This window comes from Butyrivibrio sp. INlla14 (assembly GCF_900102515.1).
GTDB lineage: Bacteria > Bacillota > Clostridia > Lachnospirales > Lachnospiraceae > Butyrivibrio.
In genome coordinates, this window is record NZ_FMVS01000039.1 from 1 (window position 1) to 23,990 (window position 23,990).

The window sequence follows — 23,990 nt, forward strand, 5'->3', positions numbered from 1 at the left end:
AACTGGATCTTTTTCCCCTTTTGGGATTTTGGCTATCAGCTTGCTGCTTAGTACTTTGTTGTATTTTTTGTCGGGATCATAGATGGTCTGCCTCTCCAGAATGTAGATATCACCGTTCTTCTGAGGCTGACGTACTATTTTTGTTTTGATCTCTCCTGATGGTTTTGCTGGCATAAGGCACTCTCCTTATTTGAGTATATATTTATTATAATATATACTCAAATAAAAATCAATACAAAAAGTCCTCAAATGTCAGTATTCTCAAGGATTTGCGCCATATGGCCAAGCAATAAAAATGAGTAAATAATCGTTTTGAGTATCTAATTTACGACTTTAGGGATATTAACGGTGCTACAGGTGCAGGTGAGTCAACTGGTCATCTTGATACCACGGTATGCACAGGGGTTCTACCGACTTCTTCAAGAGATGGAACATTTGCGTTTACAGTTGACCCTGAAAATATCTTGGCTAAAGCAGGAAAGATTAAAGGCACAACTGCTGTTACATCTAATGCTGATAAGGTATATTTTGCAAATTCAGGTGGCGGATATTCTTCTACTAGTGATGCAGTTCCTCTTGGTGCTAAGAACTATGCTGAAGCACAGGTTTCAGTTAAGGCAACTGCAGCATTAGCGTCTGCTGATTCTGATAAGACAATGATGCCTTTGGCTACATCAGCTGAGGATCTTGCAGCAGCAACTGTTCCTACACTTCTTTTGACACTTAAAATCGCTGCAGGTTCTAGCGACACTACACCAGCTACAGGAATTGTCGTTGCTGGAACAGATGGCGTTACAGTTAAGAAAGATATTGCTGGACAGCCAGATAATTTTGATATTGCTTATGCAAATGGTAAGTATACTCTTGAACCAAAGAGTTCAGTTACTAATTGGAGTAGCGTTGACGTAACACTTAGCGGTAAGGTTGGTGGAACTTATGAATCAGTAGCTGAAAATGTTGCTGCTCCTGCTGTCACTTTAACATGGACAGTAACTGCAAAGCCAACAGATGCAGCTCCTTCAATTGCTACAACAACTTATAACCTTGCAGCAGGAACAGCTGTCGCAGTAACTACAAACTTTGGTGCAGGTGCAAGCGCAGCGACTTCTATAACAGGAGTTGAGAAACCAGATGGTGGCGAATTAGCTAGTTCTAATTACTCTGTAAGTGGTAATGTTATTACATTTAGTGGTGATTGGGTAGACAAGATTCTCGTTGGAATGGAAGGTGGAGCTAGTAAAAAGTACAAAGTAGTATTTAATACTGGTGACAAGATTGAACTTACATTTACAAAACCAAATGGCTAATTAAACATATGACTATATTTGAGAAAGGGGCATGCAAATGCCCTTTTCTTAATAACTTTGATGAAAAAAAATTACAGAAAGAGCTCATATATGAATAATAATTTTTCAGAATACATAGAAAAAGCAGAAGAAAAGGCATTGGAGTATTTGAATAAATACAAAAAATATGCATTTGATCCATCACTTGATTGTTATAACAGCAAAGCTTCCTATGAAGGCAGTATAAGAAGATGGACACATATTGTTCAAAAAGGATTATCCATGAGTAATTATAATTATGGAAGTGGAAGAAAAGCATACGATAGTTTGGTAGAACTACTTTTATCATACTCTAAAGAATATAGTATTTCTGAAGGCTTCTATGAAGAGGGCTTAAATGCTGCAGAAGAATATCTTAAAAAGAATGCATATAAAATAAACGATTATCAGGAATTAAGAAAAAAGTTAGATTCAATTCCTGGAAAACGTATAAATGAAAAAGCGGTATTGAAATATGAAAGTAAACCTAAAATGGAATACCGCCAAATGAACTATGAGGAAATGGTAAAAGATAGACATAGCATAAGACACTTTTCGGATAAGGAATTAGTCCTTGAAGATGTTCTTTATGCGGTGGAATTGGCTGATTATTCTCCATCTGCGTGTAATAGAAAAGGATGGACAACGTATATCATTACTAATCGCGACCGTATAAATGAAGTTTTGCGATATCAAAATGGAAATAAAGGTTTTGGAGAAGAAATAAAAATACTTGCATTAATTACATATGATCTTCATTTTTGTAATTTAGATAGGGAGTTGTTTCAAGCATATATTGATGGCGGTCTATATGCTATGAATTTGATGAATGCACTCCACTCAGAAGGAATAGCAGTTGTTCCGCTTAGTGCAAGCCTTCATAAGGAACAAGAAGAAGAGGTTAGAAGAATTCTTAACATAGATGATTCTGAGGTTTTTATCCTGTTTTTAGGAATGGGGAATTACGCAGATAGTAATCTGGTAACGAAAAACTCTAAAAGAAATTCAGTAAAAGTAATCGGGGATTAAATATGTATGATTTAATTGCAACTAATGCCTTAATAGATGGAATATTATATTTTGTTCCATATGGGACCAGGTGTATATGTGCGGTTGATTTGAATACGTGGGACGTAATTAAGCTAAAAAAAATAGATGATTACAATAATTATAGATGGGCAGTGTTCTATCATGATGGTAAGCTGATATGTTGCGGACTAGATAATGTTTACATATATTATTTTGATCTAAATCTTCAATATATCGGTAATGTTGCTTCAAGAGGAATGCAAGCATCGGATGCTTTTTTTTATGAGAATCAGATTTACTTTGTACCACAATATTATTCAGATAATATGTATGTCTTTTCTTTTATTAGTTGCGAGTTCAATGTGGTTGAAACGTGGGGAGAAGGAATAAAACGTAGAGGAAGTAATGGGAAGATTAAAAAGAGGTTATTTCTCGATGATACGATATATATTTTAGCGGATAATAGAGAAATGATTATCTGTTTTGAATTAAACACAGGCAAAATGAGCACTTATTATCATAGTAGTGGAAGAAAAATTATAGATTATTGCTTTTGGAATAATCAGTTATTTATTGTATATGATGATGATCCGAATTCTTTATATGATTCCAGTAATATAAAAAGAGAAGAGTTTGATAAAGATTTTAAGATAAGAAAAGTCTTAGTTGCGGACAGGCTATTAATAGTTGATTCAAACATTAGGCAATCAATATTAGATGAAGAAAATCGCATCGTATGGGACAAGCAAGAAACTAGTGGACCAAGTTTTAATAATACTTACATATTTTATGGACATAAGCTGATATTGCCGCCATGGCAATCGAATTTTTTTATCGAGTATGACATTTCCACTTCAGAATGTAGACTTATTGCTATAGATGATTCACTTATGGCTATTTCGAAAGAAGAAATAACTATGGAACAAAAAAATAAGTTTACATTAGAAAAGTTTTTAGACTATATTGAAGCGATTTCTGGAAACTAAAATGATAAGAGGCAAGTAATATGATTTTTTGTATATGGGGATGTGGAAGAAAACTAAAAAGGCTAAAGAGTACATTTTCAAATATAGACAAACATATTTTGTATTATTTTGATGCCAATAAAAATAACGTATGCGGTATAACTGTAGATGATCCAGTCGTTTTAAAGACCATTTCATCTATGAAAGTGGTGATTTGTACTTATTTTGAGTCGATAAGAGAAGAGATAAAAACATATTTAATGACAGAGTATGCTTTAGATGAGAGAAGCATATGGTCTGAAGAGCAGATGATAGCTTATTTTTTAAAAAGCTATGAAGATGTAAAAATATTAGTACACGAAGTTAGACTGGAGGCATCTACGGTATGTCAACTAGATTGCATGACTTGTCCTATGCGTATAGAGAATTATGCAAATCTTGGAAAAGGATACTTAACAAATGAAAACTTCAAGAAATTTCTTATAGATAATAGTTCTATTAAAAATATAGAACTATCAAATTATGGGGAAGTCTTTTTGAATCCTGAGCTAAATAAAATAATTGAAACCGCTGCATTGTTTAATGTAGAACTTACTATGAATAATGGTGTCAACTTAAATTATATGAAGGATGGAATTGAGGAATCATTAGTAAGGAACGGGGTGTTAAAGAGCATTACAATATCAATAGATGGTGTCTCACAGGATAATTATAAAAAATACCGCAGAAATGGAGATATAAATAAAGTATTCAATAATATCAAGAGAATTAACGATGCTAAGAAAAAGTATAAAACAGAGTTACCAGTTATTATTTGGCAGTTTATTTTGTTTGAACATAATGAAGATGATATAGAAGCTGCTGTCAATTTGGCTAATCAATTGGATATGCGTTTGGTATTCAAATTGGATTGGGACGGTGAGTATATACCAAAAGATAAGGAAAAAGTATCTAAGTTAACTGGTTTAAGATATTTTAATAGAAAAGAGTATATGATAGCTGAAAATAAGGATTATTGCGATGTGTGCAACCAATTGTTATATTCGCCGCAAATAAATTATGATGGGAGATTGCTAGGATGTTGTTCAACTAGGAATACAGATTGGGGGGTAAATGTTTTTGAAAAAGGACTTCAGGAAGCGGTAAATTCTGAAAAGTATAAAAGTGTTGTTGCTAACTTGTTGAAAGGCGAAAAAATCGAACTGGATTCGCCATGTTCACAATGTGAAAGAATAAAGAGCAAGTTATTATTAAAGCCAATGATTAAGATAATGTGAATCGATTATTATGAGGTAAACCATGAAAAATGATGCATTTTCACTTTTTAGAAACATATCCATTTTTTTTTCGGAAGGAGGTCATTTTTCGGAAATTTTTAGTTTGATAGGAGTTGATAGTATATGCATTTATGGAATGGGAGAAATGGGGACTATACTACTTAATGACTTAAGAAGTTATGGAACACTGAAGATATTGGCAACATTTGATAGGAAAAATAATAAGACGTATGATGAGCTAATTAGGTATGGGTGTCCTATTGTTGTTACCCCTATTGGACATTATGAGGAAATTAGAAAAATATTGATTGAAGAGGGAATTGATGGGAAAAGAATAATATCATTAGCTCAGATTTTTAGTCTTTATTTTTATTTGAGAAAGTGTCATATTACGAACTTTTCGCTGGGAAATAGCAAAGAATTCTTGATTGTTGGAGCGAACTTTGACAATAAGGGATCCGAAGCAATGACATTTGTAACAATAAAGGAACTTAGAAGAAGATATAATAATTGTGCAATATGGTTTTGCCCAAATTTCTGGGATACAATATATGAAAAACGAAACTATAGAATGATAGTTCTAGAGGATGGAAGAGAAAAAGGCAGTGTGTGTAGTGAGATTATTCCAAGACTTACGGGGATTATTGATGTCAGTGGATACTGTGTTTCTTCTGAAAGAGGATTTGGCGATACTGAGCGAACTTTGAATTATATTAAGATGGCATATGAATTCAATATTCCATACTATTTTATGCCACAATCTTTTGGACCATTAGATTATCCCAAATATAAATTAGCTGAAATGAAGGAACTTTTTTCATATGCGAAAGTCGTTTATGCTAGGGAAGATGAGGGGAAAAAAATACTAGAGAAAGTATTAGGACTTTCTAATGTTAGTTTGTCCGCAGATATGGTTTTACAGTGTCCGGATTTGAAAACCCGAGATGTATATTTGGATATAAACGAAAATAAAAAAAAGGAATGTTGTATAGCAAGTGGTGGTGTGGCAATTGTTCCTAATTCTAATCTTTTACGCTATCATAGTGTTGAAGAATTAGTTAATATGTATTTTGAAATCATTGATTATTTGCTAAGTTTTGGGAAAAAAGTATATATTGTTTCACACAGTAATGAAAGTGCTATAATTCATGATCTAAAAGCTAGGTATGATGGAAATGAGAGTGTCATAGTATTGGATTATTTATATGATTGCTTTGCTTTTTCAGAAACTATCCAGCATGCGGACTTTGTAATATCGTCTCGCTATCATGCACTTGCTCATGCATATAAATTATTTATCCCATGCATAGCGATAGGATGGTCAAGTAAGTATAATGGTTTGATGAGAATTATGGGACAAGAAGATTATTTGTATGATATTCGTGAGAAAATTGACATTAGTAAAATTTGCAGAATGATTGATAAGTTGGAGACTAAGAAAGATGTTGATTTGAACATAATACGTGAAAAAATGAGAGATATTCAAAGTGAGAATTGTTTTGCGATTTTTGATGATCCGAAATGAAAAATAAACATGAGTAAGATGCTCTTATTGTTTTGGGAAAGAGGCGTGGATTGATTGCCAGTGTAAAGCAACCGTAATGAGTATTCAAATGCTGAAAACATAACCAAAAATCTCTATATCAGGTTACAGTTCAGACCATAGCTTGACACACAACCCTAACGATTAAAAATCACATATTAAAATGGTCGCAAGCCCAGAAAAAATCGGATATTGGGACCTAAAGCTCCAGCATTTTATACCATGTACTATGTCGGGGCTTTAGGTAAAAGTTCTCTTCAGATTTGTATTGTGTTGACAGATTATAGATGGATAATCTGATCTGTGGTAGCTTCATTCATATGTATATCTTCTACGGATCTGAGCAACAGTGTCGGAATCCATTATCCGGGTTGTGTCAAGTAACCTGTCAGACTGCAAAAAAGTGGGAAGTGGGAAGCGTGGGCTTCCCACTTCCCGCTTTTTGTAATTATACACATAGTTAACGTAATGACGTTTATAATGTGGTAAAATAGTATTATGGACTATGTTTTGAATGGAGAGAGTACTTTTTTATGAGTAAACCCAGAGTATCCATAGTAATGCCTGTGTACAACGCAGGAATATACTTGAAAGATGCAATATCAGATATTTTATGTCAGACATTTACTGACTTTGAGCTAATATGCGTTGATGATGGCTCTACAGATGGATCTTTGGAGGTTTTGAAGTTTTTTGCGGGAAAAGATGAACGTATACAAATCATTTCACAGTCTAATATGGGCGCTGGTATAGCAAGAAATATGGGCCTAAACGCATCCAACGGAGAGTTTATTATTTTTTTGGACGCGGATGACAGGTTTTCCCCCGGCCTTATTGAGACAATGTACAAAAGAGCATTTGAGACAAATGCTCAGATTGTGGTTTGCGATGCATTACAGTTTAATTCTGAAAGCGGTGAAATCTACAATCCTGATGATGTCGGGCATATATTGAGAAATGATATTACTCCGGACAAAGATACGTTCTCATATAATGATTGTCCGGATGATATCTATTTGTTTTCTGCAATGACTGCCTGGAATAAGATGTATGACTTAAGTTTTGTGAGGGAGGCAGGCGTACAGTTTCAAAGTGTTCCCTATTTCAATGATGCATATTTTGTTGTGATTCTTATGGGGATGGCTGAACGCATATCAACAGTAAGTAATCAGCTTATTCAGTATAGACTTGGTAACGCCTCCTCCATATCCTGGTTTGTAAAGAAAAGCGAAGCGCCTGAATACTTTTTTGAACTGTTTATTTCTATGAAGGATACATTAGTAAAAAAAGGTATCTTTGATGCTACAAAAAAGGCGTTTGCAAAACTTGTTGCAACTAATCTGTGTGGTCATGAACGGATAATAACTGAAGAAAACTACAAAATATTCGGGAAATATTTTGATAATGGCTTTGTCAAGAATATGTGCCTTGATATTCTTGAACGTGATGAGTTTTTAAATGATACGGAATATGTTGATATTTCTGAACTTGTTAATCATGGGGAGCTGGCTTTCTTTGCCAGAATAATTCATCGACTGGTTGGAGAGGCTGAGTATTATAAGACGATGCCTAAAGTGAGAAAAAATCTAACTGATAGCAAGGGAGTATTTTTCTCTATAAGTGGAGTTCCGGATAAAAGCAGGATTGTAATATTCGGTGCCGGATTCAGGGGAAGGGAGATATACAGGACTAATTCAGAATTGAATAAGTATACTGTGACCGGATGGCTTGATTCCAATGCGGAGCATCTGGGCGAGATATATGGCTGCATTATTAAGCCGCCGGAACAGATTATAGAGTGTGATTATGATTACGTGGTTATAGCAGTAGACAAATTGAGTGTTATGCAGGAAATAAGAGAAAAGCTAATTGCGTTAGATGTTTCTGAGAATAAGATCATATGGTAGGAAGGTGGTTGATTTAAGATGTATGAAGAAGAGGAGATGAACGGAGAGTATTTTTGTGATTTAATGATTCCTATAGGGATGAGATGTCGGCCGGCAGAAAACCTCAAATTAAATTATCTAAGGGACTTTTCAATGCCTTTAGATTGGATGATGGATTATTCATTGGATACTGTTATTCATTTGTTTCAAACTGGATTCAGTGATTTCTTTAGAAATATTGAATTGGACAAAGAGAAACCATTAAAAGCAGCAGCTGGCATGTTAAGAATCAATGATATCAATAATCATATTATTTCAATTCATCATTTCCCTCAAAGCATGTGGCTGATCGATTCCCAACCACGCTTCATCGAGAAGATGGACTTTCGTGCTAAAAGGTTAGAATTATACTTAAAACAATCGTCTAATATCGTATTGGTTTCCTGTAGAGAAGAAACCAAGGAAGATATGTGTTTTTTTCTGCAAATGTTTTCAAAAATATATCCACATCTAAAAATTCGCTTGATCAATATTAGGCACAATGAAAGAATGCCATATGATTCCTATAAGAAAGAAAATGTTTTTGACGAAGGAAAACTATCTTACATTGAATACACACTTAATGATACAGAACAAGGCAGACAGATTTATCAAGGGAATATATTTGTTTGGTCAAAGATTTTAGGAAAATACATTACAAGTAATTCATTTGCAATTAGAATGCAATGGAAACAATTGAGAGATCATAGCGCACAAATAGTAATATATGGAGCAGGGACACAATGTGCGCGTGTTTTGTACTGGTTGTCCAATATAGGCATTAACGTCGATGGAATAGCGGTGTCCTCAATGATGGACAACCCCGAAGAAATAAACAAATTACCAGTTAGAATGTACTCTGTATACCCGAAAGATGTGACAATGGTTGTTAGCATTGGCGATAAGTCAGAAGCGAAAAAGATAAAAAGAATACTCAATGAGCATGAGTATAAGTACGTTTACTTGTTGGATTATAATATGAGACCGATATCCGATGAAGAATGATCAGAAAGTGTGGTATTTAGATAGAAAAGGAGTCTTTTCTTGAAACTAAGAGGTTATAGTGGTTGCGAACTTGAGATAACGGAGATAGGCGGCAGAAAATGTGTACGGAAAATTGCCGCTGACTTATCTTACAATGAACGTCTTAAGGAACAAAAGATTAAACAGGTTAAGCTGTCTATTCCAGGCTTTAGAACTTGCAATGTGCTTGATGATGGATACATAGATGGGCACTATTATTTCACGATGGAATATATTAATGGCAAGACTCTGGCTGAGGAAATGGAACTTATGGAATTATCTGAGCTGGAGGATGTCATCAAATGTTTTACGGATGTGTTTTGCTCCTACAGAACATACGATAAAAGCGCCGGACAAATCTTTGAAAATAAACTTATAGAAATAGAAACCAAGATCAATGAAAGATGTCGGGGACAGTTGGATGAAAGCATTTCTTCAGCAATCAGGCTTCTGAGAGAGTATTCTTGGGACTATGTGATCAACTCGCCATGTCACGGGGACATGACAATGGAGAACATACTTATTCAAAGAGGAAGATTGTATCTCATTGATTTTCTCGATTCATTTTATGATTCATGGATGATTGATGCCGCTAAGCTGTTACAGGATGCTGAATATATGTGGTCCTATCGTGAGAAGGAAAGATCATCTAATCTGTGTGTGAGGATGACGGTCTTTAGAGATCTGCTCACAGAAGCTATTTTGGATATGCCTGAAGGAAAATGCATCTTGGACACGGTATACCATATCGTACTCATGAATTTTTTACGTATTATACCGTACGCTAACGGCTCTTTTGACCAAAGATACATTACTGATACCATCAAACTGATTATGACAAAGATTATCAAGGAGGAGCTGACTTGAATACACTAATAGTTCCATGCGCAGGAAGATCATCCCGATTTCCAAATGTAAGACCGAAATGGATGTTATATTATCCGGACGGATCAATGATGGTGGAAAAGGCATTAACCGGTCTTGACATAGATGGTTTTGATCAGGTCGTGATTACTATTGTCAGAGAACATGCCGATCAGTATGAAGCGGACAAAATACTTGAGGACGTTTTTGGCTTTAAACAGAGTGAGAAATTCAGGCTTTGCATATTGGATTCGTTTACGTCCTGTCAAGCTGAGACTGTATATCAGACTATTAAGAAGTGTAGCATCAATGGAAGCGTGGCTGTTAAGGACTCTGATAATTATATAAATGTATCCGGGAGTGAGAATAAGGATTTTGTTGTTGGAATCAATATGCATACATTTCCTGATGAGATTGAACGTCTGGCAGCCAAGAGCTTTCTGATGGTTAATGACCAGGGGATAATCACTGATATTATTGAGAAGAAGATAGTTTCAGAGTTTATCAGTATAGGAATGTACGGCTTCAGAGATGCGGATCTTTTCTGCGAAGCATATGAACATCTTTCAAAGGTTCCTGACCTAAAAGGTGAAATTTACATAAGTCATGTAATATCATATCTGATCGGGATGAAGAAAAGCATATACAGCTATGTTGAGGCTGCAGACTATGAGGATTGGGGAACTCTGCAGGACTGGTATAAAGTTCTGGATAAGAAAAAAACGTATATCATAAATGCCGAGAGCATCGTTTGTGCTAAGAAAGAAAAATACGGAAGTAATTCCTGGAACGGGCAGTTTAGCGTTATCAATGAGAACATTGCTAAGATAAAAGAACTGTCAGATGCAGGAGCACAGCTGATAATTCTATCTTCTATGGACGATGAAAATATGCAGGAATTGATCAGACTGCTTGGCGAAAAGGGAATTGTGGTGCATGCTGCAATCCCCAACTGCTATTTGTCGCATCAGACGGTTATAAAGGAGTTTTCTCCTGACATTCCATATCCTGCCTGTGAGAGTATAAATGTTTCAAAGGGTTCATTCCTAGAGGACTTTGTGTGATATGAAGGATAAGCTTGCAATATTTGATCTTGATGGGACATTGGTGGATACATGCATGGCCAATTATGAGGCGTATAAGCTGGCGGTAGAAGAAGTATACGGAGAATGGCCTGTTTCATTTGAAAAATTCCGGGATGAATATTACGGGAGAAACTATAAGGATTTTCTTTGGGAAACAGGTATAACTGATCCTAATATACTGTCTGAGATACATGGCAGAAAATCCGATGTTTATGAGCAAATTCTTAAGAGACATGGCAGGGCAAATACATTTTTGCTGGATGTAATACGAGGTATTCAGGACAACTACAACATTGCCATAGTGACAACGGCAGCAAGAAAGAACTCACAGAAGGTAATAGATCTTTTCCTTAAGGATATTGAAATTGACTATGTGGTCACTGCTGAGGACGTTGAACGACTTAAGCCAGATACTGAAGGAATTAAAAAAGCCATAGAACACTTTAAGTGTGGGCATAAAGATACGGTATATTTTGATGACGGCGATGAGGCTGTTGAGGCAGCAAAGAGATTAGGGATAACTGCGTATCTGGTGTGTTTGTAAAGAAAGGCTATTACAGGATATGAAACAGATTTGCCTTAGAGAAATGAAAAAGGGATATTTTATAGGAGACTTTGAACCCAATATTCTTAGAAGCAAGGATGTTGAAATATGTATACGAGGCGCAAGTAAATATACTCTGGATGCGGCATATTATAGGAGAAATGATAAAAGGGTAATTTATATAAACCAGGGGAAGATAGACATTGATGGCAGAATATTTGGCAAAGGAGATGCCATTATGTTTGAACCCGGGGAAGTCATTAATATTTTTGCATTGACCAATGTTGAGATGATTGCAATGAATTTTCCGGGGACTAAGGGAGATCTTTGTAGGGTTGTGTGGGATGATGTTGACAGAATGGACGCATTCTACAATTCATATCTTCAAAAGCTGATAGCTAAGCATGACCAGAAACTTCTTAGCAATAACAAATCGGGTATTAGTTCAAAAGACATTACCGTTATCATTCAGGGATACTTTGATAGGAATGTTACTCCTAACACTATAAGAAGCGTCAGGAAGTATTTGCCTGAAGCTAGAGTCATTGTTTCTACATGGGAAGAGTGCGATTGTAAGGGCGTTGATTGTGATCTTCTTATTAAGTCCAATGATCCCGGAGCATGTGAATGTGGTTTGTATGCAGATTTTCCGATAAGCAATAATGGGAACAGGCAGATTGTATCCACGAAGGCCGGACTTGGTGAGGCTAAGACCAAATTCACATTGAAGCTTAGAAGCGATCTGGTTCTTTTGGATAATTCTTTTTTGGACTATTTTGACGAGTATCCGCTAAGAGAGGAGCAGTTTTCGATATTTGAACATAAAATAATTATTGGAGAATTATTCACAAGAAATGATTTTGTGTACCGTGATACAAAGGGAAAACGGCATAGAGTAGCCAAGCCTTTTCACCCGTCGGACTGGTTCTATTTTGGACTGACAAAAGATATAAAGCAGATGTACGACAATGTAGATCTTATACCTCAAGAAGAAATGGCCGGGTATGAATGCAAGTATCCTGATCGGGCACATAAGAACAAATATAAGTATTCGTGGAGGTACACAACAGAACAGCATGTTTTTCTGGGATGTGTAAGGAATAAGTTTGGCGATATTAAATTTGATGACTGGACTGACTGGAGCGACGAGACAGTATCTTTCTCCGAGAAGGTCATGATGAATAATTTCGTTATTCTTGATTTCTGCCAGCATAGGATACTAAATACAAAATATGCACCTGAGAGCTTTGCTAATAGTGGGGTTTACTACAAAGAAGAGGCTCTTATGACCAATAAGCAAATGGTGAACTATTTTGAAAAGCATAAAAAGTGATTCAATATACATGGTAGTTCCATATGGAATTGGCGATGCAATGATTCTTTGTGGCCTAAAGAGGCACATAGAGGATAGATATGGTGCGGAAGTTGTTCCTGTAATCAAACCTTCGCAGGAAATTGTTCCAAAGTTATATGGAATTACAAACTATGAGCTTCAGGCGTTTGGAAATAATGAGCTGAGGCAGATGGCGGAATTTGTAAAAGAGCCTGCTCCCGGGAAACTGTTTGTGGCACATCCGGCATTTGGAAAAGAGCAGCTTAATGAGAGTTTTTTAAATCACAGATTAAGCTTTGTTGATATGTTATGTGAGCATTACGGGATTGAACATGGACTGAGGATTGATTTTCCTGTGTATTGTCCCGAATCAAAAGGAGAGCTAAGGAGAAAACTGGGGTATACGGATTATAAAGATATAATCCTTCTTGCACCTGAAATGAAAAGTGCTTCAGACTCAGAAAGAATTCAGGATAATCTATTCCTGAAGATGATTTCGGAGTATGAGGATAAAGGATATAAGGTGGTAGTTAACTGCGATGCTCATAGTGATGTCTATAAGGGGTATGCAGTAGACTTATCACTTGAAGAACTGGTATTTCTTGGCTGCAATGCGGAAAAGGTTATATCGTCAAGGTCAGGTTTCTGTGATTTGATCTATGGTTTCGCAGCTGATCTGGACATATTGTATCCCAACAAGGCTTTTTTTGATCTGTTTGAGATGAAAAAGATTTTTGCAAAAGAAAATACCAGGGCATCGGAATCGGTATTATCTATAGCAGGTGAATTGAGGCGACTGGGATATGGTTCTGCTGCCATTTATGGTTATGGGAATGTAGGGAAAAGAGTAAGGTATAGCTTACAGGCGGAGAACTTTGACGTTCAGTATGTAATAGACAGAAATGAGATTTGCGAAAAGGGAATAGACAGCTTTTCGATTTATCAAAAGTTGCCGCAAGTTGATGTGGTGTTGGTTTCAATACCCGATGATGGCGATATAGCATGCAAACTTAATAGTTATGGATTAAATACACTTTTTTTGAAGGATTTAATGAAAGGGGCTAATCTTTGAAGATAATTCAATTGTTTTTTGGCACACTATACGATGATGGGGTAGGTAATACCGTCCAGATAATGGATGATCATTTAAAGGCTGCCGGATACGAAACGGAAATCCTTAATCTGTTTATTGAACCGTCTATGCTGAAGAACGGTTTTTTTAACGAGGATGATATTATCTTTTATCATTTGTCTGTTCGCATGGATCCTCTTCTTCAATTTGTCAAATGCAGAAAGGTATTGGTTTTTCACAACATAACATATCCTGAACTGCTTATCGGTCTTAATCTGGACAGTCTGAGGATGGACTGTGCATGTGGTATGTACGAGCTTAATGATACTAAGAACCAGTTTGTTGAAGCGATTGCTTTTTCGGAGTTTAGCAGGAATACACTCGTTGCGCACGGCTGGGAAAAGGAAAGAATCCACGTGCTTGTAAATACTGTCAAGCAGGCGCAGCTGGAGTCCGAACCGGATAAGGAGACTATTGAAAAGTATAGCGATGGAATAACAAACATTCTTTTCACGGGAAGAGTTTTTCCAAATAAAAAACAGGAAGAAATAATCAGATCGTTCGAGTACTACCAGCGAAACTACAATGAGAAATCCCGACTGTTTCTCGTCGGAGCAATAAAAAGTGATCAGTACAGTTTCTTTTTGAGGAATCTTGTGAAGAAATGTGGGCTCGAAGATAGCGTACATTTTCTGGGATTCTTAAAGTGGTCGGAGTACTTGGCGTATTATTATATCGCGAATCTATACTTGTGTATGAGTGCTCATGAGGGCTTTTGCAGACCTTTGCTCGAGGCAATGTATTTAAAGGTTCCTATTTTGGCGGTAAATGAAACCGCAGTTCCCGACACGCTTGGTGATGGCGGAGTGCTTGTGAATTCCCGGGAACCGTCGGTTGTAGCCGGAGAAATTGATAAGATTATTAGAGATAAGCAACTCTCGAAAGCGCTTATAGAACGTGGATTTGAGAGATACAAAAAACTGTCCGGACAAAGTGGAGCACAGGTTTGGATTGAAACATTAAAAGAGATAGTTGCTAAAACTCTTAAAACAGAGGCAACCTACAGAACTCCAAGTGATACGGTTTTGTGGGAAACGCAGGAAAAGACCTTGGAATTGTCCGAAAGGTTCATGGCATTTCCTGAAAAAGACATCGTGTTATATGGAATGGGAGCCAAAGGCAAGGAACTTATAAGAAGAGTAAGTGAAGAAACTTCGCTTGTGATCACTTGCGTTTGTGACAAGCGCATGGAGCCCCGGACTGAAAATGATGCGGAATATTATTGTTGCACGCCGGAAGAAGCTGTGTCCCGGTATCCGTCCGCAAGATTTGTGATCACTGTACAGGATAAGCTCACAGCTGTAGAGATTGCATCCTGGCTCACTGAAAAAGGGATAGCAACTCAGGATATATTCATTTATGAATCAGATGTCAACAGGATACGTTAAGTATATGCGATGAAATTGCAGAGAAGAATTATGGCAGAAAAACTATTTGATTTAGCTTTTGAGAATAAAAGTGAATTATATATTTATGGAACAGGAATAAAAGCTGGTGATGTGTTCTGTAAGCTAAGGTATCTTAATGTCAGAATACAAGGATTTATTGAAAGAGACGACTCTGACAGGATAGGAACCTTCTTTTGGGGGAAGAGAGTGTGTACTATTTCAGAGGTGAGCACAGAGGCGCGTATTATTGTTGCTTCAGGCTTCTGGAAAGAGATAGAGACACGTCTGTTACTGAAAGGATATAGAAATATCTATGTGGATAATGATCTTTTAGATCCTGTTGATGCATCAGATTCATATTTGTTGGGCATCGGCGATTATAAATTTGATGAGGATACAACATATATAGTATGCCCTTATGGAATAGGTGATACGTTATATGTATGCGCGTTTCTTGATGAATATAAGAAAGCTAAAAACAGGAGAAAGGTTTGTGCAATAGTTAAGAAATCTCATTCTGATATACCTAAGGCATTTTCTTTTATTGATGAAGTCATTGCCGACGATTCTATGGTCGAAATACTGAATTGCTGGGCAATCAGGACTCAAACCTGGGAACTTAAGAATTTTCTGTACGGTCACTTTAAAAAGAAACTGGACATGATCTTTATTAGAAATGATAACGTCATCCTGGACTCTATGGTAACTCAGTATCGCAGGGAAGTAATGGGGTTATCTGAGCATTCCAAACTAGCTTTGGAAGACTTTGCTTTTACACAAACAGAGAGTAGAGATTGCCTTGATGCTAATAGTATAGTTTTGATGCCTTATGCCAATTCAATAAAATCTCTGGAAATCAGTTTGTGGGAGAGAGTGGCAAGTCATTTGAAGAAACTGGGTTATTCTGCATTTACTAATGTGAAAGGTCCTGAAGAGGCAGTAGTTCCAGGAACTGAGGCTCTTACAGGTGACATCTCTTATGTTGTAAGTGTAGTTAGAAACTGTAAGGCTGTAATCTCATTGCGGAGCGGATTATGTGATGTTCTGGCCTTTTGCAAGGTGCCAATGATTGTCCTTTATTCAGATAAAAATATGTATAGGGAGTGGGACCTGAGGTATATATCCGAGGAATTACCTATACAGAGTATTTGCACTTATGATTTGAGTGATGATTTGATAATTGATCAAATAATTGAGGGTTTATCTAAACAATAATGTGAAGGCAGATATGGGATGGAAAACTATGTGGAGTTGATCGAAGATATCATAAAAAGACAGATCGAACTCGGAAACGATAGGTTTGTTGTTTATCCGGCAGGGAAAATGGGCAGACTTGTTAAAAACGTACTGAATCAGAATTTTGGGATAAAGGAACTGGCTCTGGTCGACAATCACGTTTCTGATGAGCGACTTGGCATTATCTCGTTTGATGAGCTCTGTGAGAAAGAGGACTGGTATGTAGTATTGTTTTCGGTCATCAACACAGAGGTAAGAGATCAGCTAATAGCAGGTCTTAGAGGCATCAAGAGACCGATTGTAGATGTTTATTGTGAATGCGATAGATTCAAAGGAGAAATCTTTGATTTCTGCAATCCTAAGATGAGAATCGATGAAGTAAATGAAGAACAGATAAATAATCTGTTTGAAAGAACATCGCAACAATGGAACAGATTGGGGGATACTGAGCCGTATTGGTCTGTGCTGACCCACAGAAAGTATTTATCTGAAAACATCAACAAGCAATACATTCAGGATTTTTACAAATCTGGAAAAAAAAGATGTGATAAGCTTGTTAAAACTCTGGTTCGAAATGGAATAATCAAGTCGGAGATAGAAGCGAATCAGATGGACGTTACGGAAATTGGCTGTGGTTGTGGCAGAGTTACATCTGCACTGGTAGAGCGGTTTAAACGCGTACATGCATATGACATATCTTCCGGGAACATGAATATTGCGCGAGAGTATATTAAGAAAGACAATGTTGATTTTCACCTGATTAAATCAGTAGAAGATTATAACGATTTGCCGGAAACGGATGTTTTTTACACAGTGCTGGTATTACAACATAATGTTCCGCCGGTTATACAGTTTTTGCTTTCAAAGATGATGCATTCCTTAAGACCTAATGGTGCGGGAGTTTTTCAAGTTCCGAGCTATTTAAAGGGATATAGTTTCATATACGATGACTGGATTAGAGACAAATCATCTTTAGATATGCATGTTCTTCCGCAGAACGAAATATTTAAGACCATAAAACAAGCTGGATGTGATGTGCTTGAGTGCTATATGGATTATGATACTGGCACTAACTCTGGGTACAGTTCTTCTACTTACGTTGTGAAAAAGAATTGAGAAGCCATTTGGCAGATGATAGAGAATAGGTTATATATGCATCTGTTTAACTTCTTGTTTTAGCACTTTGACAATTTCATACCTTGCATCTGATGTAAGGTATGAAATTACTCTACACCAGGAGATTTTTTATGGACTACATCATAGTTCAGGCCGGCGGAAAAGGAACCCGTCTAGGCTATCTGACTAAAAACAAACCCAAAGCTCTTACACCGGTAGAGAATCTGCCGATGCTCTTTTACCTGTTCAGGAGATTTCCGGATAAGCGTTTTGTGATAATAGCTGACTATAAGAAGGACGTTTTGCGTTCTTATTTATCGTGCTTTGCAGATGTGAAATATCAGGTTGTGGATGCATCAGGCACAGGTACCTGCGGAGGCGTTAAGCAGGCTATTGATCTTATTCCCGATGACAGGCGGTTCATGCTGGTGTGGTCAGACCTTATCCTGCCTGATGAGTTTGAACTTCCGCCGGAGTACAGCGCTGCAGAGGAGAAGGCGGAGCACGATTATGTAGGTATTTCAGCTACTTTTAATTGCAGATGGAAATTTGAAAACGGAGAGTTTGTTGAGGAGAGATCCACTGAACATGGAGTGGCAGGATTCTTTTTGTTAAGGAATAAATCTGTTATTGCAGACGTCCCGGAAAGCGGTGAACTTGTCAGATGGATGCAGGGAAAGAAACTGCAGTTCAAGGAGATAAGCCTTGCAGGGACCAGGGAATTTGGTCTTTTAGAGGAATATGAGAAACTGGGCAAGACAAAGACAAGGCCCTTTAACAGGATTACTGTGGAAGGAGATGTGCTTACAAAAGAGCCTGTGGATGAGCAGGGTGTGACACTGGCCAAAAGGGAGAGTAACTGGTACTTAAAGGCCAAGGACAAGAATATCAAGGGATTGCCACTGATATATGAAACATCTCCGTTAAAGATGGAGTATATCCGGGGCAAAAATATATATGAGTGCAATTACGGATACGAAGACAAGAAGCGCATTCTTACAAGTCTTATAGATACGCTTAAGATGCTTCATGAATCAGAACATATTCCAGCTGATAGTTTCAGTTTGAAGGAGGCATATTTTAATAAGACGATGCAGCGCCTTTCCAGGATCCAGTATCTGGTTCCGTTTGCTGCGGAAAAAACTATACGGATAAATGGAAGGGATTGCCGAAATGTCTTTTACCATAGAGATGAGCTGGAAAAGGCATTAGAGCAACTGACATGCGACAGATTCAGTTTCATACACGGAGACTGTACCTTCTCAAATCTCATGATACGCGATAATGGAGAACCGGTGCTGATCGATCCCCGCGGATACTTTGGTTTTACAGAGATCTATGGTGATGAGAGATATGATTGGGCCAAGCTGTACTATTCTATAGTTGGAAATTATGACAGGTTTAATCTCAAGGACTTTAATCTGGACATTGGCGGACACTCAATAGTTGATGGCAAGGTTATCGAAAGGCTGGCTCCGGGAGAAATTGAGCTTTCTGTTAAGTCTAATGGATGGGAAGACATGGAGAAAGATTTCTTTGAGCTTACCGGCGTTAGCGAGTCTGAGATCAAACTCCTTCATGCGGTCATATGGCTGTCGCTTACAACCTATGCCTGGCAAGACTATGATTCAATCTGCGGATCTTTTTACAATGGACTGTATTATCTTGAGGAGGTGCTCTAATGCTGGAATACTACAGTGGTGTACTTGAAACTATCAGGATGGCAATGGACTCCATTGATGAAGAGCAGTACAGGGAATTGGTGGATGAGTGCGAGGAAACCTTGAGGCGAGGAGGCAAGATAATTGCCAGTGGCCTTGGTAAAAACGTTCCTATCTGCGAGAAGTTCGTTGGTACCATGAATTCAGCAGGGATAGACGCGAGATTCCTTCATACCAATACCGCTGTTCATGGAGATCTTGGAATGATCAGTGAGAATGATATTGTATTCTTGCTTTCAAAAGGTGGCAATACTTATGAGACTGTAGCTCTTGCTCAGTATCTTAAGGAGCGGGGAACCAATACCTGGCTTCTTTCATTTACCGAAAAGTGTAAGACTACAGAATATGTTGATAAGAACTTTATAATGAAGCTTCGCAACGAAGGCGATATGTGGGATATAATGCCTAACAATTCAACGACAATATATCTTATCGTCCTTCAGGGGATTGCTATTGAGCTCTGCAAGAGGATGGGAGTCACACTGGACGATTTTAAAAAGAATCATCCCGGTGGCGGTATTGGAGCGCGTCTGCGTGGTGAGGATCTGTGGAGATGATCATTAACTATGAACCTGATTACCGGGATGCACTGAAGAATGCGAAGGCTGACGTGAAAGAGCCGGATGATGCATTTAACAAGTATTATTACCTCTATGAATATTCGGATGAAATTGACGTAATAAAAGATGATCCCCGTTATCCCGGTATGCTTAACTATGTAAAGACAGGTCTTATGACAAAAGAAGAAATGATCGAGGCGTTGTTGGCTGCTAAGAGATCGTGAAATGACTAAAGTGTGAGGATTATGGAGCGACAGAATTACGAAGAGATGACAGCTAACCTCAATTCAATAGATGAAGAACTGCACCTGTCCGGCAGAAAGATTATTCTCTTTGGACATTGCAATGCCACCCTTGAGCTTGTTGATCTTTTGGAAAAGAAGGGACTGTGTCCTGTTGCGATTCTTGACAACAACCCTGATAAACAGGGGATTGAGTATAAAGGCGTTAAGGTCGTAAATCCGGAGTGGGTACAGGATGTTTTAGAGAATGGTACCGGCGAGGTGGATTCTGTTGCCCTTATTACTTCCAGGTTCTATTCATCTATGCATAAGCAGCTGCGTTCATTGGGGTATATGGGGCCGATACGTAAGCTTATTGATTACAATACATACGCTGATTACTCACTTTTGGAGGATACTATAGAGAGAATGACTTCGAGAGAGCGTCATGGGGAGGCGCTTCTGGAGGAACTTGTAAAAGAGTATCCCGGGTACTTTAAGATGTTCTGCCCCTTTAACGCGATAGGAGATATATATTTTATGATTTCCTATTATCCGGCATTTGCAAGGAGGCGGGGAATAGAGAAAGCAGTATTCTGCGTAGTCAGGCAAACTCTTGCCGATGTGATCCACATGTTTGACGAGAACTACTGTGTTAAGGTTTATGAGCAAAAAGAGCTTGATGCTATGATTCAGGCTGCTCTATACACGGGAGATAAGAGCAGTTTTATCGCACATCAGGACAGGCCTTATGTTATTAACCTGAGTAAGGCGCTGTATATAAAAAAGATTCCTCTGGAACAGATATATTGTTGCGGAGTATATGGTCTTCCAAAGGACACTGAGGCGGCTAAGCCTTCGGGAGTGATGCCCGGGTATGCGAAGATAGAGGACATTCCTCAGGGTAGGAGCATTGTCTTTTCCCCATATGCGAAGTCTGTTCCGGCAATTGGGCATGAAATCTGGAGAGATGCAGTAAATTTCTACAATTCGAGAGGATACAAGTGTTACACAAATGTGGTTGATGATGAGCTTCCGCTGGAGGGCACAGATGCAATCTCACCGTCACTAATGGAGATGAGGTCGGTGGTGGAGAGAGCAGGAACGTTTGTCGGGATCAGAAGTGGACTGTGCGATATTCTCCGGGAAGCTAAGGCTAAAAAGATAGCTCTTTATCCTGATTACAACTACAGTGATACAAAATGGAAAGCTATAGATATGTACTACATTGAGCAGTTTGACTACAACATAGTTGCTGTAGATAAGATTGACTGGGGGAAGATAAATGGCTGATCAATTGACTCTTTCAACTTTACCGAAGACCTGGATATTTGACATTGATGGAACGATAGTTAAACACAATGGTTACAAGATAGATGGACATGATACTCTTTTGCCCGGTGCGCAGGAATACATTGATGCCATACCTTCAGAAGACAGGATAATTATACTTACATCGAGGGTGGACGAGTACAAAGAGATCACTCTGAAGTTCTTAAAAGAGAACAACATTCGCTACGATCAAATCATTTTCAACATGCCAATGGGAGAACGCATTCTTGTCAACGACAGAAAGCCTTCCGGGCTTGAAATGTCTGTTGCCATAAATTTGGACAGAGATCAGTTTGAAATGCCGGAGATACGTAGAGAGTTGTGATCGTAGATGCTAGCAAACTTAAGGCTACCGTAGATAACAAATAATGATCGTAGATATATAAGGGCAACTATGTTAACTTTTCCGGAATCCTTTTTTAAAGACGAAATACGTTCAGGCTTCAATGTCCCTGAGATGATGAAGCGTTGCTGGGCAGCACATCTGAAGATCCTTGAGGAGCTTAAGGTGCTGTTTGCTAAGTATGACCTTACATATTATGCGGATTTTGGTACGCTCCTTGGCGCGGTACGCCATGGCGGGATTATCCCCTGGGATGATGATGTGGATATCTCTATGCCCAGAGCGGATTTCATGAAACTTATGGAACATGCGGACGAGATTGGCGGAGGGCTGACGATCCGAAGCGTGTACAATACCGAGACTTTCGTGAATTTTCATGCTGTGGCAACTCATAAGACAGACACCCTGAAATGGGACGATGTGCGTATGCAGGAGTACTATGGCTGTCCTTTTATCTGCTACATCGACATTTTTCCCATGGATTACATTCCCCGGGATCCTGAGAAGAAAAAGCTTATGAAGCAGCTTTATTCCTATACTTACAAGATGGTCCATACCTGCGTGGAAGTGGAGCAGGAGTACAATGGCGGAGCTCTGATCGCCGGAAAGAACCTGCCACAGCTCCCTGACCAGGGAGCCCCTGATGGCAAGCTGCAGGACTTCATTGATCAGTTAAAAGATCTTGAAGACTACCTCCACAGATTCTACAACGGCACTATAACCATAGATGGGCAAAAGAGCCTTAGGAATCAGCTGGCTCTTGCAGCGGAAGCTATTGCTTCTTCATGCCCTGAAAACGAGGCCGGAAGAGTGGACTACTGTCCGCACATGGCCTATCTTCAGAATGATCTGTCCAGAGAAAAAGAGTGGGTGAAGACCACGAATCTTGTGCCTTTTGAGAATACGCAGATTGCAGTACCTGCCATGTATCACGAAGTTTTAGTGAGCCGCTTTGGTGAGGACTACATGACGCCTGTCCATGCAGCATCAACCCATCCGTAAACAGATGATAAATCTGAGGTTTTTCCTGGATGTTAACGAATACGCTGCTGAAGTCTACTATAATTCAAAGACGGGCGAAAGATCCCACGCGCAGTTCCCTGAAGGATATATCAATGACGTAAACTATGGCGGCAGCGTCAAAGCACTTGCATTCATCCTTAATAATGAATGCTGTGTCTCCATAGACAAGACCATCAAACTTATTTCAGATCTCACTGACGGAAAACTGAGCATTTCAAAAGGCATGGTCAATGGTCTCTCCAAAGAATTCTCCATGAAAACGGATAAGGAAAAGAAAGAGCTTTTTGCATCACTGATGCAGAAGCCTGTACTCCATACAGATAACACCAATGCCAGAAGCAATGGAAGCAGCCGTTTTGTATTTATTGTTGCTGCTCCGGATGGGACTGCCCAGTACTATTTCAGGGAAAACAAAGGTCATGCAGGAATAAAAGATACCCCTGTCGACCTTAACCAGTCAGCGATATTCATCCATGACCATGACACCACCTTTTATAATTATGGCAGTGGCCATCAGGAGTGTATCGCTCATATCCTGAGATACTGTAAAGACAGCATACAGAATGAGCCTGATCGGGAATGGAATAAGAAGATGTATAAACTTCTGCGGGAAATGGTTCATTACCGAAATGGCATTGATGAAACCACAGGATTTGATGAAAAAACTGTCATGGCATTTGAAGAAAGATATGACAGCATCCTGGAAGAAGCCCGAGAAGAATACGAATACATTCCACCCAGTAAATACTATAGGGAAGGCTATAACTTATACAGACACATGGCGAAGTATAAATCCAGCCATCTGCTATTTTTACATGATATAAGAGTTCCGCACAACAATAACATGGCGGAACGTCTTTTGCGTGCCTATAAACGCAAGCAACACCAAGTCATGAGTTTCCGCTCGGATGCGAGCATTGATTACCTTTGTCAGAGCATGAGCATGCTTCTGTCATTAAGACAGGATTCAGAATCCAGCGTATATGACAGCGTATCGAAGATCTT

The 23,990-nt window shown here is 38.4% G+C and carries 22 protein-coding genes; all 22 read left to right on the forward strand.

Annotated elements, in window-relative coordinates; genetic code table 11:
* Nucleotides 1-464: 464 nt before the first annotated feature.
* Entirely contained in the window at nt 465-1,307 is an 843-nt protein-coding gene (locus BLO53_RS17385) for a hypothetical protein (protein ID WP_092064552.1), read from the forward strand.
* Between the two features lie 90 nt (nt 1,308-1,397).
* On the forward strand, nt 1,398-2,354 hold the full coding sequence (locus tag BLO53_RS17390; protein ID WP_176757345.1) for a nitroreductase family protein: 957 nt from the start codon (nt 1,398-1,400) through the stop codon (nt 2,352-2,354).
* A 2-nt stretch (nt 2,355-2,356) separates the two neighbouring features.
* Nucleotides 2,357-3,340: a hypothetical protein gene (locus BLO53_RS17395; protein ID WP_092064558.1), complete on the forward strand. Its 984-nt coding sequence runs from the start codon at nt 2,357-2,359 to the stop codon at nt 3,338-3,340.
* 20 nt (nt 3,341-3,360) lie between these two features.
* Entirely contained in the window at nt 3,361-4,596 is a 1,236-nt protein-coding gene (locus BLO53_RS17400; RefSeq protein ID WP_092064561.1) for a radical SAM protein, read from the forward strand.
* Between the two features lie 22 nt (nt 4,597-4,618).
* Nucleotides 4,619-6,121, forward strand: a complete 1,503-nt coding sequence (locus tag BLO53_RS17405) for a polysaccharide pyruvyl transferase family protein (protein WP_092064564.1) — start codon at nt 4,619-4,621, stop codon at nt 6,119-6,121.
* Between the two features lie 551 nt (nt 6,122-6,672).
* On the forward strand, nt 6,673-8,046 hold the full coding sequence (locus BLO53_RS17410) for a glycosyltransferase (protein ID WP_092064567.1): 1,374 nt from the start codon (nt 6,673-6,675) through the stop codon (nt 8,044-8,046).
* Nucleotides 8,047-8,064: 18 nt separating this feature from the next.
* A complete protein-coding gene (locus BLO53_RS17415) occupies nt 8,065-9,069 on the forward strand; it encodes a DUF1796 family putative cysteine peptidase (RefSeq protein WP_092064570.1) in 1,005 nt (334 codons plus the stop codon).
* 39 nt (nt 9,070-9,108) lie between these two features.
* Nucleotides 9,109-9,954, forward strand: coding sequence for a phosphotransferase (locus BLO53_RS17420; protein ID WP_092064572.1), 846 nt, complete (start codon nt 9,109-9,111; stop codon nt 9,952-9,954).
* Nucleotides 9,951-11,015 carry a hypothetical protein gene (locus tag BLO53_RS17425; RefSeq protein WP_092064575.1) on the forward strand — a complete coding sequence of 355 codons (1,065 nt, stop codon included), beginning with the start codon at nt 9,951-9,953 and terminating at the stop codon, nt 11,013-11,015. The genes BLO53_RS17420 and BLO53_RS17425 overlap by 4 nt, the downstream gene beginning before the upstream one ends.
* Before the next feature lies 1 nt (nt 11,016).
* Nucleotides 11,017-11,580 (forward strand): HAD family hydrolase, encoded by a 564-nt coding sequence (locus BLO53_RS17430; protein ID WP_092064578.1) that lies wholly within the window; start codon nt 11,017-11,019, stop codon nt 11,578-11,580.
* Nucleotides 11,581-11,599: 19 nt separating this feature from the next.
* Nucleotides 11,600-12,913, forward strand: a complete 1,314-nt coding sequence (locus BLO53_RS17435) for a WavE lipopolysaccharide synthesis family protein (protein WP_092064581.1) — start codon at nt 11,600-11,602, stop codon at nt 12,911-12,913.
* Nucleotides 12,894-13,985, forward strand: a complete 1,092-nt coding sequence (locus BLO53_RS17440; RefSeq protein ID WP_092064584.1) for a hypothetical protein — start codon at nt 12,894-12,896, stop codon at nt 13,983-13,985. Before BLO53_RS17435 ends, BLO53_RS17440 begins: the two co-directional genes overlap by 20 nt.
* Nucleotides 13,982-15,433: a glycosyltransferase family 4 protein gene (locus BLO53_RS17445; RefSeq protein ID WP_092064587.1), complete on the forward strand. Its 1,452-nt coding sequence runs from the start codon at nt 13,982-13,984 to the stop codon at nt 15,431-15,433. Before BLO53_RS17440 ends, BLO53_RS17445 begins: the two co-directional genes overlap by 4 nt.
* 30 nt (nt 15,434-15,463) lie before the next feature.
* Nucleotides 15,464-16,648 carry a hypothetical protein gene (locus tag BLO53_RS17450; protein ID WP_092064590.1) on the forward strand — a complete coding sequence of 395 codons (1,185 nt, stop codon included), beginning with the start codon at nt 15,464-15,466 and terminating at the stop codon, nt 16,646-16,648.
* Between the two features lie 18 nt (nt 16,649-16,666).
* Entirely contained in the window at nt 16,667-17,785 is a 1,119-nt protein-coding gene (locus BLO53_RS17455) for a class I SAM-dependent methyltransferase (RefSeq protein WP_092064593.1), read from the forward strand.
* A gap of 131 nt (nt 17,786-17,916) precedes the next feature.
* A complete protein-coding gene (locus BLO53_RS17460) occupies nt 17,917-19,467 on the forward strand; it encodes a sugar phosphate nucleotidyltransferase (protein WP_092064596.1) in 1,551 nt (516 codons plus the stop codon).
* On the forward strand, nt 19,467-20,063 hold the full coding sequence (locus BLO53_RS17465; RefSeq protein ID WP_092064599.1) for an SIS domain-containing protein: 597 nt from the start codon (nt 19,467-19,469) through the stop codon (nt 20,061-20,063). Before BLO53_RS17460 ends, BLO53_RS17465 begins: the two co-directional genes overlap by 1 nt.
* Nucleotides 20,054-20,290: a hypothetical protein gene (locus BLO53_RS17470; RefSeq protein WP_143003272.1), complete on the forward strand. Its 237-nt coding sequence runs from the start codon at nt 20,054-20,056 to the stop codon at nt 20,288-20,290. Before BLO53_RS17465 ends, BLO53_RS17470 begins: the two co-directional genes overlap by 10 nt.
* 21 nt (nt 20,291-20,311) lie before the next feature.
* A complete protein-coding gene (locus BLO53_RS17475; protein ID WP_092064604.1) occupies nt 20,312-21,580 on the forward strand; it encodes a hypothetical protein in 1,269 nt (422 codons plus the stop codon).
* Nucleotides 21,573-21,944, forward strand: coding sequence for a hypothetical protein (locus BLO53_RS17480; protein WP_092064607.1), 372 nt, complete (start codon nt 21,573-21,575; stop codon nt 21,942-21,944). The genes BLO53_RS17475 and BLO53_RS17480 overlap by 8 nt, the downstream gene beginning before the upstream one ends.
* Nucleotides 21,945-22,013: 69 nt before the next feature.
* Nucleotides 22,014-22,964, forward strand: coding sequence for a LicD family protein (locus tag BLO53_RS17485; RefSeq protein ID WP_092064610.1), 951 nt, complete (start codon nt 22,014-22,016; stop codon nt 22,962-22,964).
* Nucleotides 22,942-23,990: IS66 family transposase (locus tag BLO53_RS17490; protein ID WP_242875400.1), on the forward strand; the 1,049-nt coding region annotated here is incomplete at its 3' end. The genes BLO53_RS17485 and BLO53_RS17490, both read left to right, overlap by 23 nt.